Source organism: Actinomadura oligospora ATCC 43269 (assembly GCF_000518265.1).
GTDB lineage: Bacteria > Actinomycetota > Actinomycetes > Streptosporangiales > Streptosporangiaceae > Spirillospora > Spirillospora oligospora.
Genome location: NZ_JADG01000003.1, coordinates 695,158 through 712,131, shown reverse-complemented (window position 1 = coordinate 712,131; position 16,974 = coordinate 695,158). Strand labels below are relative to the sequence as shown.

Below are 16,974 nucleotides of genomic sequence, written 5' to 3'. Positions count from 1 at the left end.
CCCATGCCGGACGAGGCGTTCCGCAAGGCCATGGCGCTGGAGTACGCGCGGCGGCTGAACGAGCGCGACGTCGAGGGCGCGCTCGCCCTGTTCACCGACGACGTCGTCTTCGAGGACCCGGTGGGACGGCCCCCGACGATCGGCAAGGAGGCCCTCCGCAGGCACCTGGTCATGTCGGTGGACAACCAGGTCCACGAGTCGCCCCGGGTGTCGGTCACCTCGATGTGCGGCCGGTTCGTGGTCACCGAGACCCGGGTCGTCCTGCGGACCCCGGCGGTGCTGAAGTTCCACATCATCGGCATCGTGGAGTTCGGCGAGGACGGCCTGGGCCACCACGTCCAGGCCTTCTGGGGCATGACCGACATGACCGTCGGTGAGGGGCGCCCCGCCGAGCCCGCCTCGCGGAGCACATGACACGAGGCGCGTGACACGAGGGGCATCAACGCGGCGGGTGGGCCCGCCCGGCGGACGGGACAAGCCGCCGGGCGGGCTCGTCCGGTCAGGCCCCCAGCTCGCGGTCGATCAGCGCGAACATCTCGTCGGCCGTCGCCGCCGCCAGGTCCCGCCCGTCCTCACCGTCCCGCCCGTCCTTGCCGTCCGGCGCGGAACGGTCGTCGGCGTACCGCCACAGGAGCGTCTGCAACCGGTCGGCCAGGCCGCTGCGCCGGACGTCCTCCGGCGGCAGGACCGACAGCGCCGCCTCCAGGTCGTCCAGGCGGCCGAAGGCCGGGAGCGCCGCGCCCGCGCCCGCGGGCAGGAGCCGGTCCAGCAGCCATCCGGCCAGCGCGTCCGGCGTCGGGCGGTCGAACACCAGCGTCGCGGGCAGCCGCAGCCCGGTCGCGGTCCGCAGGCGGTTCCGCAGCTCGACCGCCGCGAGCGAGTCGAACCCCAGTTCCTTGAACGGACGCTGCGGATCCACCTCGCCTGCGCCCGCGTACCGCAGCACCGTCGCCACATGCGCGCGCACGAGCGAGACCAGCGCCCCGTGCCGGTCCGCCTCGGGCAGGGCGGCGAGTTCGCGCCGGAGCGCGTCGGTCGCCTCCGCCGCGTCCTCCTCGCCCTCCCGCGCGGCCCGGACGATCTCCGCCGCCTCCGGCACCTCGTCGAGCAGGCGCGTCCGGCGCTCGGCGACGAACAGCGACGCGAACCGCCGCCACTCGACGTCGGCGACGACCGTGCTCGGCTCGTCCCGGTCGAGGATCTGGCGCAGCGCCTCGAACGCCGACCGGACGTCCAGGGGCTCCAGTCCCTGGCGGCGGGCGCGTTCGAGGTGGGGCCGCACCTGTCCGGCCTGGTCCTCGTCGCCGTCCGGGACGTCCCAGAGGCCCCACGTCACGAACACCGCGTGCCCGCCCTCGGCCCGGCGCTCGCACGCGAGGGTTTCCAGGTGGGCGTGCGCGGCGGCGAACGCGCCGTGGTCGCGGGCGCCCCACGCCGCCGCGACCGAGGAGAAGTAGACGACGGTGTCCGGCGCGCAGCGCTCCTCGACCGCGCGCACGGCGTCCACGCTCGCCCGCACCACCTCGCTCACGGCGGCCGGGTCGGACGTGGCGAGCGGCGCGAGTTCACCGGGTCCCGGGACGTGCACGAGCGTCCCGATCTCCCCGGGGACCTCCTCGACGAGGGTCACCCCCGGCGGCGGCGTGCCGTTCTCCGCCCCGGCGGCGGGCGCGAGCAGGTACACCGGTTCGGCGCCCAGCTCGGCCAGCCATTTCGCGACCCACACGGACGGGCCGTCCGGTCCGCCGGTGACCAGGGCCGCGCCCTGCGGGCGCCATCCCGGTTCCTTCCGGTCGGCTCCGAGCGGGTCCTTGACCAGGCGGCGTCCGAACGTTCCGGCCGCGCGGACGGCGAGCTCGTCCTCCCCGTCCGCGCGGGTGAGGGCCTCGCGCAGGCGTTCCGGTGCGAGGTCGTCCGGTGCGGTCGGGAGGTCCACGATGCCTCCCCAGACGGCCGGGTGTTCGAGGGCCGCCACCCGTCCCAGCCCCCACACCTCGGCCTGGACGGGCCACTCCGGGCCGTCGTCGTCCCCGACCGACACCGCGCCACGCGTCAGCGTCCAGAGCCGGGCGTCCAGTTCGGTGTCGAGGAGCGCTTGCAGGAGCGTCACGACGCCCCCTATCGGCGATCCGCCGTCGTCGCCCTCAAGGGGAAGCAGCGACAGGACATGCGTCGGAGGCGTGCCCGTCACAGCGGCGGACTCGCGGAGGAGCGCGGCGAGTTCGGCCCGCTCGACGCCGGGTTCGACGTCGAGCACGACGGGCCTGCCGCCTGCGGAGTCCAGCGCGGCGACGCACGCGTCCGACCAGTCGTCGGCGACGCCCTTGGGCCGGACGATGAGCCACGTTCCGGTCGCCGCGTCGGCGGGTCCGTCCTCCAGGGGACGCCACTCGACGCGATACCGCCAGGAGTCGACCGCGGATCGCCGACGCCGGTCGCGCCGCCACCGGGACAGCGCCGGGAGGACCGTGTCCAGCGACGCCCTCTCGCGGGCGTCGTGGACGCCGATCACCTCGGCCAGCTCGTCGCCGTCCGCGCGTTCCAGGGTCGTCCAGAACCGGGTCTCCTCCCCGTCCGCCGGTCCTGCTTCCGCGACGGGCCGGGCGACGTCGGGCAGCCAGTACCGCTGACGCTGGAACGGGTAGGTGGGCAGGTCGACGAGAGCGGGCGGCGGATCCGCCGGATAGTCGCGGGTCCAGTCGACGCGGGTGCCGGTGGTGTGCGCGTGGGCGAGCGCACGGAGAATTTGCTCCTGGTCCCCGTGGTCACGCCGCAGCGTCGGGATCGCGGTGGCCGGGCCTGTCGCGTCCTCGAAGGTCTCTTCAAGTGCGGTGGTCAGGACGGGGTGCGGGCTGGCTTCGATGAAGACGCGATGGCCGTCCGCCAGGAGCGCGCTGATGGTGTCGGTGAACCGGACGGGTTGCCGGAGGTTGGTGATCCAGTACTCGGTGTCCAGGGTGGCCGTGTCGTGCGGCGCGCCGGTGACCGTGGAGAAGAACCTCACGCGTGTGGCGAGCGGCGTGACGCCGTCCAGCGTCCGGCGCAGTTCGCCGGTGATCTGGTCGACCTGTGGCCCGTGGGAGGCGTAGTCCACGTCGATCGTCCGCGCGCGGAGCCCTTGGGCCTGTGCGGACGCCACGACCGCCACGACCTGGTCGGGCGGCCCGGACACGACCGTGGAGGACGGGCTGTTGACCGCCGCGACCGTGACCTCACCGGTCAGCAGCGCTTCGGCCTGCTCAGCGCCGACGCCCAGCGAAGCCATCGCCCCGCCACCGGCCAGCTTCCGCAGCGCCTTGCTCCGCAACGCCACCACGCGCGCGGCGTCCTCAAGCGACAAAGCCCCAGCGACACACGCCGCCGCGATCTCACCCTGACTGTGCCCGACCACTGCGGCGGGCTTCACACCATGATCAGCCCAGACAGCGGCCAGCGACACCATCACAGCCCAGAGCACGGGCTGCACAACGTCCACCCGTGACAGTTCAGAACCGTCACCACGAATCACGTCCGTCAGCGACCAGTCCACGTGCGGCGCGAGGGCCTGCTCACACTCGGCCATCCGCGCGGCGAACACCGGAGACTCGTCCAGCAGCTCAGCGCCCATCCCGGCCCACTGCGAACCCTGACCCGGGAACACCAGCACCGGGCCGGGGCCGACGGATCCGGCGACGCCGGTGATCAGGTCGGGGTGGGTCCCGTCCTCGGCCAAGGCGGTCAGGGCGGCGGTTCGGTCCTGGCCCGTGACGACGGCGCGGTGTTCGAACAGGGTGCGGGTCTTCAGCAGTGACCAGCCGACCTCCACCGGCGACGGGCCGGAACCGTCCGCGACCACATCCCGCAGACGACCCGCCTGGGCGCGCAACGCCGCCGCGCTCCGCGCCGACAGCACCCACGGGACGGTGCCCGGCGCGTCTTCGGAGGGGGTTGCGGGCGGCTGGTCGGGGGCTTGTTCGAGAATGAGGTGGGCGTTGGTGCCCGAGATGCCGAAGGACGAGACGCCCGCCCGGCGCGGGCTCTCCGCGCTCGGCCAGGGCCTGGCCTCGGTCAGCGGGCGCAGGCCGCTGGTGTCCCAGTCCACGTATGCGGACGGCTCGTCGATGTGCAGGGTCGCGGGCAGGACGCCGTGGCGCATCGCCATGACCATCTTGATCAGCCCGGCGGCGCCGGCGGCGGCCTGGGTGTGCCCGATGTTGGACTTGACCGACCCGAGCCACAGCGGACGGCCGGCGGGACGGTCCGCGCCGTAGGTCGCGACGAGGGCCTGCGCTTCGATGGGGTCGCCGAGCGTCGTGCCGGTGCCGTGCGCCTCCACGGCGTCCACCTCGGACGGGGTGAGCCGGGCGTCCTCCAGGGCGCGCCGGATGACCCGTTCCTGGGCGGCGTCGTTGGGGGCGGTGAGGCCGTTGCTCGCGCCGTCCTGGTTGACGGCCGAGCCCCGGATCACCGCCAGCACGCGGTGACCGTTGCGCCGCGCGTCCGACAGGCGCTCCAGCAGGACGAGACCGACGCCCTCGGAGAAGCCGGTGCCGTCCGCCGAGGCCGCGAACGCCTTGCAGCGGCCGTCCGGGGCGAGTCCGCGCTGCCGGGAGAACTCGACGAACGCGGTCGGGGTCGCGAGGACGGTGACGCCTCCGGCCACGGCGAGGTCGCATTCGCCGCGGCGTAGCGCGGTACTCGCCAGGTGGACGGCGACCAGCGACGAGGAGCACGCGGTGTCGATCGTCACCGCGGGCCCCTCCAGGCCGAGGGTGTAGGCGACCCGGCCCGACACGACACTGGCGAGACTGCCGGTGGCGATGTAGCCCTCGACCTCGCCGGGCGCGCCGAGTCCGGTGTGGTAGTCCTGGCTGGAGATCCCGGCGAACACGCCGACCCCGGCCCCGCGCAGGGAGCGCGGATCGAGTCCGGTGCCTTCCAGCAGTTCCCAGGTGGTCTCCAGCAGGACGCGCTGCTGGGGTTCCATGGCCAGCGCCTCGCGCGGGCTGATCCCGAAGAACGCGGCGTCGAACGCGTCGGCGTCGGTGAGGAAGCCGCCGTGCCGGACGTAGGACGTGCCGGGGTGGTCGGGGTCGGGGTGGTAGAGGGCGTCCAGGTCCCAGCCCCGGTCGGACGGGAACGGGCCGATGGCGTCGCGTTCGGAGGCCACCAGGTCCCACAGGTCGGCGGCCGAGCGCACGCCCCCGGGGAGGCGGCAGGCCATGCCGACGACCGCGAGGGGCTCGCGGGTCTGCTCCTCCACCTCGCGCAGGCGGCGGCGCGTCCGGTTGAGGTCCACGGTGACGCGCTTGAGGTACTGCCGGAGCTTCTCCTCGGCGGCGGACATCAGTCCTCACCTCCCGTGACGGTTCCGAGTTCGCGGTCGATGAGGCGGAACATCTCGTCGTCGGACGCCGCGTCGAGCGCGTCGTCGTCGACGGTGTCGCCGCCGCCCGAGGCCGGGTCGCGGCCGGAGCCGTCCAGCCGCCACAGCAGCGCCTCCAGGCGTCTGGCCAGGCGGCCGCGCGCGTCGCCGTCCGGGTCGAGGCGGTCGATGACGGCCTCCAGCCGGTCGACGTCGCCGAGGACGGGGGCCACGAGGTCGGCCTCGGCCGGGACGAGCCGGTCGCGCAGGTGCCCGGCGACGGCGGCCGGGGTCGGGTAGGTGAAGGCGAGGGCGGCGGGCAGGCGCAGCCCGGTGGCCGACGACAGCCGGTTGCGCAGTTCCACGGCGGTCAGCGAGTCGAAGCCGAGGTCCTTGAGCTGGGTGTCGTCCTGGAGGGCGTCGGCTTCGCCGTGCCCGAGGACGGCGGCCGCGTGCGTCCGGACGAGGCCGAGGAGCATGGCGAGCCGGTCGTCGGGTGACAGTCCGGCGAGTTGCCCGGCCCAGTCGATGCGGCGGGGGCCGTTCGCGGTGCCGCCGCGGTCGGCGCCGAGCGCGCGCAGCAGCGGCGGGAGGGTGTCGGCGGGCCGTCCGGCGACGTCGATGTTGGCCGCGACCAGGTGCGGTTCGCCGTGCTCGAACGCGCGGTCCAGGAGCGCCAGGCCCTGGTCGTCGCCGAGGGGGAGGATGCCGCTGTTCCGCATGCGTCGCAGGTCGGCGTCGGTGAGTTCGCCGGTGATGCCGCTCGCCGACTCCCACAGTCCCCAGCCGATGGACTGTCCGGTGAGCCCGGCCGCGCGGCGGCGGGCCATCAGGGCGTCGCAGTAGGCGTTGGCGGCGGCGTAGTTGGCCTGCCCGGGGCTGCCGGAGGTCGCGGCGGCCGAGGAGAACACCGTGAAGAAGCTCAGCCGAAGGCCGGACGTCGCGGTGTCCAGGTGGGCCGCTCCCCCGGCCTTGACGGCCCGGACGGACGCCATCCGCTCGGGGGTCAGGGACGTGAGCATTCCGTCGTCGACGATGCCCGCCGCGTGGATCACCCCGGTGAGCGGATGCGCCGGGTCGATCCCGGCGACCAGGTCGCGCACCGCCGCCGGATCGGCGACGTCGGCCGCCACGACGGTGACGTCCGCGTCCAGGCGTCCGGCCAGTTCTGCCGCGCCGGGGGCGTCGGGCCCGCGACGGCTGGTCAGGACGAGCCGCCGCGCGCCCCACGCGGTGACGAGGTGCTCGGCGACCAGTGCGCCGAGGGTTCCGGTGCCGCCGGTGATCAGGACCGTCCCATCCGGGTCGAACGCCGCCGGGACGTCCAGGACGAGTTTCCCGGTGTGCTTGGCCTGGCTCATGAAGCGGAACGCCTCACGTGCCTGACCCAACGGCCACGCCTGCGTCGGCAGCGGCTTCAACCGGCCCGTCTGGAACAGCTCGCGCAGTTCGGTCAGCATCGCGGCGATGCTGTCGGGCGGAACGTCGCTGGCCAGGTCGAACGCCCGGTACCAGACCCCGGGGTCCTCGCGGAGGTCGGTCTTGCCGAGTTCGACGAAGCGGCCACCTTGGGCGAGCAACCGCAGTGAGGCGTCGGTGAACTCCCCCGCGAGGCTGTTCAGGACGACGTCCACGCCCCGGCCACCGGTCACCGCGCGGAACTTCGCCTCGAACTCCAGATCACGGGACGACGCGCGGTGTTCCTCATCGATGCCCAGTTCAGCGAGCAACTCCTGCTTCGCAGGGCCCGCCGTCGCGAAGACCTCCGCGCCGAGGTGCCGGGCGATCTGCACGGCCGCCTGGCCGACGCCGCCGGTCGCCGCGTGGATCAGCACCGACTGCCCCGCATGGAGACCGGCGAGATCCACCAGGCCGAACCAGGCGCTCAGGAACGCCACCGCGATCCCCGCGGCGTCGCGCGAGTCCCAGCCGTCGGGGACGCGGGCCAGCGAGCGCGCGTCGGCGATCGCCACCGGGCCGAACGCACCCGGGAACAGGCCCATCACCCGGTCACCCACCGCGAACCCGGTGACGTCCGGGCCGACCTCGGTGATCACTCCTGCACCTTCCCCGCCGATGCCGCCGAACCCGGGCACCATGCCCAACGCGATCAGCACGTCGCGGAAGTTCACCCCGGCCGCGTGCACCTCGACGCGAACCTGACCTTCCTTGAGGGGCTCCAGGACCTCCGGGCAGGGCTCCACCGACACCTCGTCCAGGGTCGACGCGCCCTCGGCGGTCAGCCGCCACGCGCGCACCCCGGGCGCAGGACCCAGCTCCGCGGGTGCGCCGCACCGCGCCAGGCGCGGGACCAGCGGTTTCCCGTCCCGGACGGTCACCTGCGGTTCGTCGGCGGCGAGGGCCGGTGCGACGTCGGCGCCGTCCTCGAGATCGACCAGGACGAACCGCTCCGGGTTCTCCAGCTGCGCGCAGCGGACCAGCCCCCAGACCGCCGCCGCGTCCGGGTCGGGGCTGTCGCCGGTCGCGCCGTGGGTGACGATCGCGAGCCGCCGCCCGTCGTCCGGCGCGGTCTCGGCCAGCCAGTGCTGGACGCGTTCCAGCGCCTCGTCCGCCGTCCGCGCCTCGGTGACGACGAACTCGTCCTCGGAGACGGGGACCGTGTCCTGGACCGGCGTCCATGCGACCTCGAACAGGCCGTCCGCGCTGCGGGAACGGAACTGCGCCGGGTCGGCCGGACGCATCACGAGCTGCTCGACGCCGAGCACCGGCGAACCCGCCGCGTCGGCGACGGTCACCTTCACACCGTCGTCCCCGGCCGGGGTCAGCCTGACCCGCAGGCTCGTGGCCTCCTTCGCCCAGAGCGACACCCCGCTCCAGACGAACGGGAGGCGGGTGCCTCCGCCGCCCGTCCCGGCCGCCAGCAGCGCCGGGTGCAGGGCCGCGTCGAGCAGCGCCGGATGCAGCCCGAACCCGCCCGCCTCGCCCGCGGGCTCGGGCAGGACGATCTCGGCGAGCAGGTCCCGGCCGTCCTGCCAGGCCGCTCGCATGCCCTGGAACGCGGGCCCGTACTCGTAGCCGAGCGCCGCGACGTGCTCATAAAAGCCGTCCACGGTCAGCGGTCGCGCACCGGCCGGAGGCCACTGGCCGCCGAGCGCCTCGGCCGTGCCAAGCGGTTCCGCCGTGAGCAGGCCCTCGGCGTGGCACACCCATTCGGTGTCGGGACAGGAGAAGATCCGCAGTTCCCGGCGGCCGTCGTCCTCGGCCGGGCCCGCCACGATCTGGATCAGGAGACCGCCGGTCGCGGGCAGCACCAGCGGCGCTCGCAAGGTCAGCTCCTCCACGCCGGAGCAGCCCACCTCGTCGGCCGCGCGCAACGCCCACTCGACCAGCACGGTTCCCGGCAGGAGGACGGTGCCCAGGATGCGATGCTCACCGAGCCAGCCCCCGCTGTCGGCGCCCGGCAGCCGCCCGGTCAGGACGCGGGTGTCGGAGTCCGCCAGCCGCACCGCCGCGCCGAGCAGCGGATGCCGGGCCGGGTCCAGGCCGAGCCCGGTGGCGTCCCCGGCCCCGCCGCGCGCCGCGGCGAGCCAGTAGTCACGCCGCTGGAAGGGGTAGGTGGGCAGGTCGATGATGTGGGGGGCGGGGTCGGTGGGGAACCAGGGTTCCCAGTCGACGTCGACGCCGCTGGTGTGCAGGTGCGCGAGGGCGCGTCCGAACGCGAGGGCGTCGGGGTGGCGTCCGTCCAGGACGGCCAGGGCGTCGGCGTCGTCGACGGCGTGTTGTGCGGCGGTGGCCAGGACCGGATCCGGGCCCAGCTCCAGGAAGGTCCCGACCGGCTCGGAGAGCCGCGTGATCGCGGCGTGGAACCGCACGGGCTCGCGCACCTGCCGCACCCAGTAGTCGGCGGTCATGATCTGTTCGTCGGCGGGTTCGCCGGTGAGTGTGCTGATGAGCGGGATCGACGGTTCGGCGAACGAGATCCCGCTGATCGCCTCGGCGAAGTCGGACAACATCGGATCCATGAGCGCCGAATGAAAAGCGTGGCTGACGCTGAGGCGCTTGGTCTTGCGGCCGCGCTCGGCCCACTCCGTCTGGACGCGGGCGACGAGTTCCGCAGGGCCGGAGACGACCGTGCTGTCGGGGGTGTTCATCGTCGCGACGCTCACGCCCTCCGGCAGGGTCCCGTGAAGCTCGTCCTCGGCGGCCTGGACGGCGACCATCGCGCCACCAGCAGGCAGCCGTCCCATCAACGTGGCACGCGCCGCGACCAAACGGCACGCGTCGGGCAGATCCAGCACCCCGGCGACGTGCGCGGCGGCCACCTCACCGATCGAGTGACCGATCAGCGCGTCCGGAACCACACCCATCGAGTTCAGCAACCGCCCCGTCGCAATTTGAACGGCGAACAGCCCCGCCTGCGCGAACGTCGTGTGATCCAACACCTCACGCTCGCCACCGAACACCACCGACGCCAGATCACTGTCCAGACCCGGGGCCAACAACCCACAGACCTCATCGAAGACCTGGGCGAACACCGGGAAACGCTCGTACAGGCCCGCCGCCATCCCGACGCGCTGACTGCCCTGGCCGCTGAACAGCCACACCAGGTCGCCACTGGCGGCGTCCGTGGACGGCTCGGCGTCCAGGGCGGTCAGGAGTTCCTCGATCGTCTCGCCCAGGGCGACCCGGCGGTGCTCGAACAGCGAGCGGGATCGCAGCAGTGACCAGCCCGCGTCCACCGGCGACACCTCGCGCTCCGTGACGAGGTCCTTGACCTGCCGGATCTGCGCGTCCAGCGCGTCGCCGCCACGCGCCGACACCACCCACGGCACCACGCCCGGCGCGGGCGACGCCGCCGGGGTGTCCGGCCCGGCCTCGGCGGGCTCCTCGATGATCACGTGGGCGTTCGTGCCGGACGCGCCGAACGACGAGACGCCCGCGCGGCGCGGCCCTCCGGCATCCGCCCAGGGCACGGCCTCGGTCAGCAGCCGGACCGCCCCGGACGACCAGTCCACGTGCGGGGACGGCTCGTCGATGTGCAGCGACACGGGCAGCAGGCCGTGCCGCATCGCCATCACCATCTTGATCACGCCCGCCACGCCCGCGGCGGCCTGGGTGTGCCCGATGTTGGACTTGATCGACCCGAGCCACAGCGGACGGCCGTCCGGACGGTCCTGGCCGTAGGTGGCGAGGACGGCCTGCGCCTCGATCGGGTCGCCGAGAACGGTCCCGGTGCCGTGGGCCTCCACGGCGTCCACGTCCGAGGTCGACAGCCCGGCGGACGCCAGAGCCGCGCCGATCACGCGTTCCTGCGAGGGGCCGTTCGGGGCGGTGAAGCCGTTGCTCGCGCCGTCCTGGTTGATCGCCGAGCCCCGGACGAGTCCGAGGACCCGGTGGCCGTTGCGCCGCGCGTCCGAGAGCCGCTCAAGGAGCAGCAGCCCGACACCCTCACCCCAGCCGGTTCCGTCGGCGTCGGCCGAGAACGACTTGCACCGTCCGTCCGCCGCCAGGCCGCGCTGCCGCGAGAAGCCCGGGAAGAGCCCGGGGGTCGCCATGACGGTGACGCCGCCCGCCAGCGCGAGGTCGCACTCGCCCTGCCGGAGCGCCGTGGACGCCATGTGCATCGCCACCAGCGACGACGAGCACGCCGTGTCCACGGTCACCGCCGGGCCCTCCAGCCCGAGCGTGTAGGACACCCGCCCGGCGACCGCGCTGCCGACGCCGGGCATGACGTAGCCCTCCAGCTTCGCGTCGTCGTCGGCCGCGCCGTCCGCGTAGTCGTGGTACATGACGCCGGTGTAGACGCCCGCCCGCGCGCCTCTCAGTGACGTCGGGGCGATCCCCGCCCGCTCGAACGTCTCCCACGCGACCTCCAGCAGCAGGCGTTGCTGCGGGTCGGCCGCCAGCGCCTCGCGCGGGCTGATCCCGAAGAACTCGGCGTCGAACCCGCCCGCCTCGTAGAGGAACCCGCCCTCGCGGGTGGCGCTGCTCCCGTGCTGGCCGGGCACCGGCGCGAACAGCCGTTCCAGGTCCCAGCCGCGGTTGGCGGGGAACTCCCCGATCGCGTCCCGGCCCGAGGAGACCAGCTCCCACAGGTCCTCCGGCGACCGGACGCCGCCGGGGTACCGGCACGCCATGGACACGATCGCGATCGGCTCGTCGGTCCGGGCGGCCACCGGCGCGGGGAGGGCCGTGGCCTGCCGTCCGTCCAGGCGCGTGTCCAGGTACCGGGCGAGCGCGCGCGGGGTCGGGTGGTCGAAGGCGAGCGTGGCGGGCAGGCGCAGCCCGGTCGCGGCGGCGAGCCGGTTGCGCAGTTCCATCACGGTCAGCGAGTCGAAGCCGAGTCCCTCGAAGTTGGCGTCCGCGCGCACGTCCCTCGGGGACGCGTGGCCGAGGACGGTCGCGACGATCCGCCGGACGAGGTCCTCGACCGCTTCGGCGCGGGCTTCGGCGGGAAGTCCCGCGAGGCGCCCGGCCAGGGCGGGCGCGCCGCCGCCCGCCGCGGCGCGCCTCCGGGCCGGTCCGGCCAGGCCGCGCAGGACGGGAGGCAGCTCGCCCGCGGGGACGCCGGAGACCGCGAAGTCGGCGGCCACCACGCCGGGTTCCCCGAGCCGCCAGGCGGCGTCGAGGAGGGCGAGCCCCCGGTCGGCGGGCAGCGGACGCACGCCGCGGAGCCGGGCCAGGTCGGCGGCCGACAGCCCGCCCGCCATACCGCCCGGGTCCGCCCACGGGCCCCAGGCGACGGCCATGCCGGGCAGGCCGGCGGCGCGGCGGTGGGCCGCCAGCGCGTCGCAGAACGCGTTGGCCGCCGCGTATCCCGCCTGCCCGGCGTTCCCGGCGACCCCGGCCGCCGAGGAGAAGATCCAGAACGCCCTCAGCGGCAGGTCGCGGGTCAGCACGTGCAGGTTCCACGCGCCCTGGGCCTTCGGCCCCCACACCCGGTCCAGGCGTTCGGGGGTGTGGGAGGTGAGGAGCGCGTCGTCGAGCACCCCGGCGGCGTGGATCACGGCGGTGACGGGATGCTCGGCCGGGACGGACGCCAGGACCCGTCCCAGCGCCTCCCGGTCGGTCACGTCCACGGCGGCCGCCTCGACGTGCGCGCCGAGTTCGGCGAGCCGCTCGCCGAGTTCCGTCACGCCCGGCGCCCGCGGGCCCCGCCGCGACAGCAGGAGCAGCCGCCGCGCGCCGTGCTCCCGGACGAGGTGTTCGGCCACCCGCCCGCCAAGCGTGCCGGTGCCGCCGGTGAGCACGACGGTCCCGTCCCCGGTCGGCGTCGCGGCGTCCTCGCCCTCGTCTTGGCCGGGCCTGGCCCGGGTGAGCCGGGGCACAAGGATCCGGCCCTCGCGCACCCGCACCTGGTCCTCGCCCGCGTCCAGGGCCTGGCGGACGGCGTCGGCCGGATCGCCCTCGCCGTCGATGTCCACGTGCAGGAAGCGGCCCGGGTGTTCGGCCAGGGCGCTGCGGACCAGGCCCCAGACTCCGGCCTCGGAGAGTTCGCCCCGGGTGACGAAGGCGAGCGGAACGTCCGACAGGCGCGGCTCGTCCAGCCATGCCTTGGCGACGTCGAGAACGCGACCCGACACGGCACGTCCGGCGGCAGCGGCATCGGGGTCGGGGGCGGGGTCGTCGCCGGGGCCGTTCACCTCGGCCAGCATCACCGAGGACGGCGAAGGGTCGGCCGCGAGCGCCGCTTCCACCAGGCCCGGCCCGACGGGCTCGGGACCGAGAACGACGACGGGTTCGCCTTCCCCGTCCGGCTGGGTGATCGGCGTCCAGTCCAGGACGAGCAGGCCGTCCGCGACACCGCGCACGGCGGCCCTGAACCGGCCGCCGTCGACCGGCCGCATCCGCAGCCCCTCGACCCGCAACACCGTCTGACCGGCGGGGTCGGCGATCGTGAGCCGCAGCATCCGGCCGTCGCCGTCCTCGCCCGGTGACAGCCTCACCCGAACCGTCGTGGCCCCGACCGAATGCAGGGACACGCCGTTCCACAGGAACGGGACCCAGACCTTGTCGCCATCCGCGGGCTCGGTCAGCAACGCCGGATGCAGCGCGGCGTCGAGAAGCACCGGATGGATGCCGAACCCTTCCTGGTCCCCGGCCTCCTCGGGCAGTTCCACCTCCGCCAGCAGGTCGCCGTCGTGCCGCCACACCGCGCGCACGCCCTGGAAGGCGGGACCGTACTCGTATCCGGCCTCGGCGGCCCGCTCGTAAAGGTCCTCGGCGTCGAGCGGCTCCGCACCGGGCGGCGGCCACGCGCCGATCGTCGCGTCGTCCGGCGCGGACTGCGGAAGGAGCGTCCCCGAGGCATGGCACTCCCAGGCTTCGCCGAGGGCCTCGTCGTCGGGACGCGAGTAGACGGTCAGCTCGCGGCGGCCGTCCCCGTCCGGGACGCCGACCACGACCTGGACACGCACCCCGCCCGACTCCGGCAGCAGAAGCGGAGCCCGCAGGGTGAGCTCGTCGACCGTCCCGCAGCCGACGGCGTCGGCGGCGCGCAGCGCCCATTCGACGAGCACCGCGCCCGCGACCACGCGCGTCCCGGACACGACGTGGTCGTGCAGCCACGAACCGCCCGGGCCGCCGAGCCTGCCGGTCAGCAGGAACGCGCCCCCGTCGGCCAGCTCGACGACCGCCCCCAGCAGGGGGTGTCCGGCCGAGCCCAGCCCGAGCCCTGTCGCGTCGAGGTCCGCCTGCCGGCCCGACGGCCAGAACCGCCGCCCCTGGAAGGCGTAGGTGGGCAGGTCGACGATGTGGGGAGCGGGGTCGGTGGGGAACCAGGAGGCCCAGTCGACGTCGATGCCGCTGCTGTGCAGGTGTCCGAGGGCGCGTCCGAACGCGAGGGCGTCGGGGTGGCGTCCGTCCAGGACGGCCACGGCGTCGGCGTCCTCGGCGCAGCGCTGCGCGGCGGTGGCCAGCACCGGATCCGGCCCCAGCTCCAGGAAGGTTCCCGCCCGCTCCCCGACGGCGGCGACCGCCGCATGGAACCGGACCGGCTCGCGAACCTGCCGCACCCAGTAGTCGACGGTCGTGATGTTCTCGTCGGCGCGTTCACCCGAGAGCGTGCTGATCAGTGGGATCGACGGTTCGGCGAACGAGATCCCACTGATCGCCTCGGCGAAGTCGGGCAGCATCGGATCCATCAGCGCCGAGTGAAAGGCGTGGCTGACGCTGAGGCGCTTGGTCTTGCGGCCTCGTCCCGACCAATCGTCCTGGACGCGGGCGACCAGGTCGGCGGGGCCGGAGACGACCGTGCTGTCGGGGGTGTTCATCGTCGCGATACTCGCGCCATCCGGCAGAGTCGCCTCCAACTCCCCTGCCTCAGCCTGGATCGCGACCATCGCGCCGCCGGCAGGCAGCCGTCCCATCAACGTCGCGCGCGCCGCGACCAAACGGCACGCATCCTCCAGATCGAACACCCCGGCGACGTGCGCGGCGGCCACCTCACCGATCGAGTGACCGATCACCACGTCCGGAACAACACCCATCGAGCTCAGCAACCGAGCCGTCGCGACCTGAACGGCGAACAGCCCCGCCTGCGCGAACGTCGTGTGATCCAACACCTCACGCTCGCCGCCGAACACCACCGACGCCAGATCACGATCCAAACCCGGATTCAGCAACCCACAGACCTCGTCGAATGCCTGGGCGAACACCGGGAAACGCTCATGCAGGCCCGCGGCCATCCCGACACGCTGACTGCCCTGGCCGCTGAACAGCCACACCAGGTCACCGTCCGTCTCGGCGGGCGGGACGTCGCGGCGCAGATCCGCGAGGAGTTCGTCCCGCGTCTCCCCCACCGCGACCACGCGGTGCTCGAACAGCGCACGCGATCGCAGCAGCGACCAGCCGACGTCCACCGGCGACACCTCGCGCGCGGTGACGAGGTCCTCCAGCCGCCGGACCTGCGCGGCGAGCGCCTCCGGGGTCCGCGCCGACACCACCCACGGGACCACGCCCACCGATTCGGTCGGCGCGGCGGCGGGCGGCGGCGCGGCCTCCTCGACGATCACGTGGGCGTTGGTGCCGGAGATGCCGAACGACGAGACGCCCGCGCGGCGCGGACGGCCGGCCCGCGGCCACTCCCGCGCCTCGGTCAGCAGCCGCACCCCGCCCGACGACCAGTCCACGTGCGGCGTCGGCTCCGCGACGTGGAGGGTGGGCGGGAGGCCGCCGCGCCGGACGGCCATGAGCATCTTGATCAGGCCCGCGACGCCCGCCGCGCCCTGGGTGTGCCCGATGTTGGACTTGACCGAGCCGAGCCACAGCGGACGGTCCGGCGCGCGGTCGCGGCCGTAGGTCGCCAGCAGCGCGTCGGCCTCGATCGGGTCGCCCAGGGGGGTACCGGTGCCGTGCGCCTCCACCGCGTCCACCTCGGACGGGGACAGCCGCGCGTTCGCCAGCGCCTGCCGGATCACCCGCTGCTGCGACGGGCCGTTCGGCGCGGTCAGCCCGTTGCTCGCGCCATCCTGGTTCACCGCCGAACCCCGGATGAGGCCCAGGACCCGGTGGCCGTTGCGCTCGGCGTCCGAGAGCCGCTCCAGCAGAAGCAGCCCGACACCCTCACCCCAGCCCGTGCCGTCGGCGTCGGCCGAGAACGACTTGCACCGGCCGTCCGGCGCCAGGCCGCGCTGCCGCGAGAAGCCGGTGAAGACCTCGGGCGTCGGCATCACGGTCACGCCTCCGGCCAGCGCGAGCGCGCACTCGCCCTGCCGGAGCGCCTGGGTCGCCAGGTGCGCGGCGACCAGCGACGACGAGCAGGCCGTCTCGACCGTCACCGCCGGTCCCTCCAGGCCGAGGGTGTAGGCGATCCGGCCGGACAGGACGCTCGGGGCGTTGCCCGCGTACCCCTCGGTGGCGCCGTCGCCGCGCGCGCCGTTGCCGGTGGTGGCCGTCCCTACGTACACCCCGGTCGCGCTGCCCTTCAGCGAGGCGGGATCCACGCCGGCGCGTTCCAGCAGCTCCCACGCCGTCTCCAGCAGCAGCCGCTGCTGGGGGTTGGCGTCGAGCGCCTCGCGGGGGCTGATCCCGAAGAACGCCGCGTCGAACCGGTCCGCGTCGTACAGGAAGCCGCCGTCCCGGACGTAGCAGGTGCCGGGGTGGTCGGGGTCCGGGTCGTAGAGGCCGTCCAGGTCCCAGCCGCGGTTCGCGGGGAAGCCGCCGATCGCGTCGCGGCCCGAGGCCACCAGCTCCCACAGGTCCTCCGGGGAGCGGACGCCGCCGGGGAACCGGCACGCCATGCCGACCACGGCCACCGGCTCGGTGTGCCGCCCCTCGGCCTCCCGCAGCCGCTCCCGCGTGTCGTGCAGGTCGGCCGCGACCCGCTTGAGATAGCCGACCAGCTCTTGTTCAGTCGCCATTCGAGGTCACCCAGCCAAGTGCGCGGTTCGGGACGGCCAGGGCCCCTCCGGAGAAAGTGCGCGGCGCGCGGGCCGGGGCCGGAGATCCGGTGCGGAATCCAAGGAACACGACCCTCTCGGCGTCGGCGAGCGCATTGGTCCGGAGCGGCCGCCCGGCTGCCCCCAGCCTTCGCGACGGCCCTAAAGCAGGACCAAAGACGCCGGGCGGAGCGCGCGCCTAGGGGTGGTGTCCGGGCCGTCCGCCCGGACGCCGGTGAGCGACGACAGCGCACGCCCGCGACCTTGACTTATCTGGTCGGACCGGCCCTC

The 16,974-nt window shown here is 74.4% G+C and carries 3 protein-coding genes; 1 reads left to right on the top strand and 2 read right to left on the bottom strand.

All coding sequences use genetic code 11. The annotated features are described in order from the left end of the window. The first annotated feature begins 3 nt into the window (after positions 1-3). Complete coding sequence (locus tag P696_RS42830; protein WP_051466658.1) at positions 4-414, top strand: nuclear transport factor 2 family protein; 411 nt, start codon at positions 4-6, stop codon at positions 412-414. 85 nt (positions 415-499) lie between these two features. Here the strand turns inward: P696_RS42830 and P696_RS58655 are convergent, their stop codons facing one another. Continuing rightward, on the bottom strand, positions 500-5,326 hold the full coding sequence (locus tag P696_RS58655; protein WP_026411148.1) for a type I polyketide synthase: 4,827 nt from the start codon (positions 5,324-5,326) through the stop codon (positions 500-502). Beyond that, positions 5,326-16,665: a type I polyketide synthase gene (locus P696_RS0102845; RefSeq protein ID WP_026411147.1), complete on the bottom strand. Its 11,340-nt coding sequence runs from the start codon at positions 16,663-16,665 to the stop codon at positions 5,326-5,328. The genes P696_RS58655 and P696_RS0102845 overlap by 1 nt, the downstream gene beginning before the upstream one ends. Positions 16,666-16,974: the final 309 nt, after the last annotated feature.

Excerpts from the sequence above, each read along its gene's own strand:
- P696_RS42830 (WP_051466658.1), top strand. The coding sequence starts at position 4 with ATGCCGGACGAGGCGTTCCGCAAGGCCATGGCGCTGGAGTACGCGCGG.
- P696_RS58655 (WP_026411148.1), bottom strand. The coding sequence starts at position 5,326 with ATGTCCGCCGCCGAGGAGAAGCTCCGGCAGTACCTCAAGCGCGTCACC.
- P696_RS0102845 (WP_026411147.1), bottom strand. The coding sequence starts at position 16,665 with ATGGCGACTGAACAAGAGCTGGTCGGCTATCTCAAGCGGGTCGCGGCC.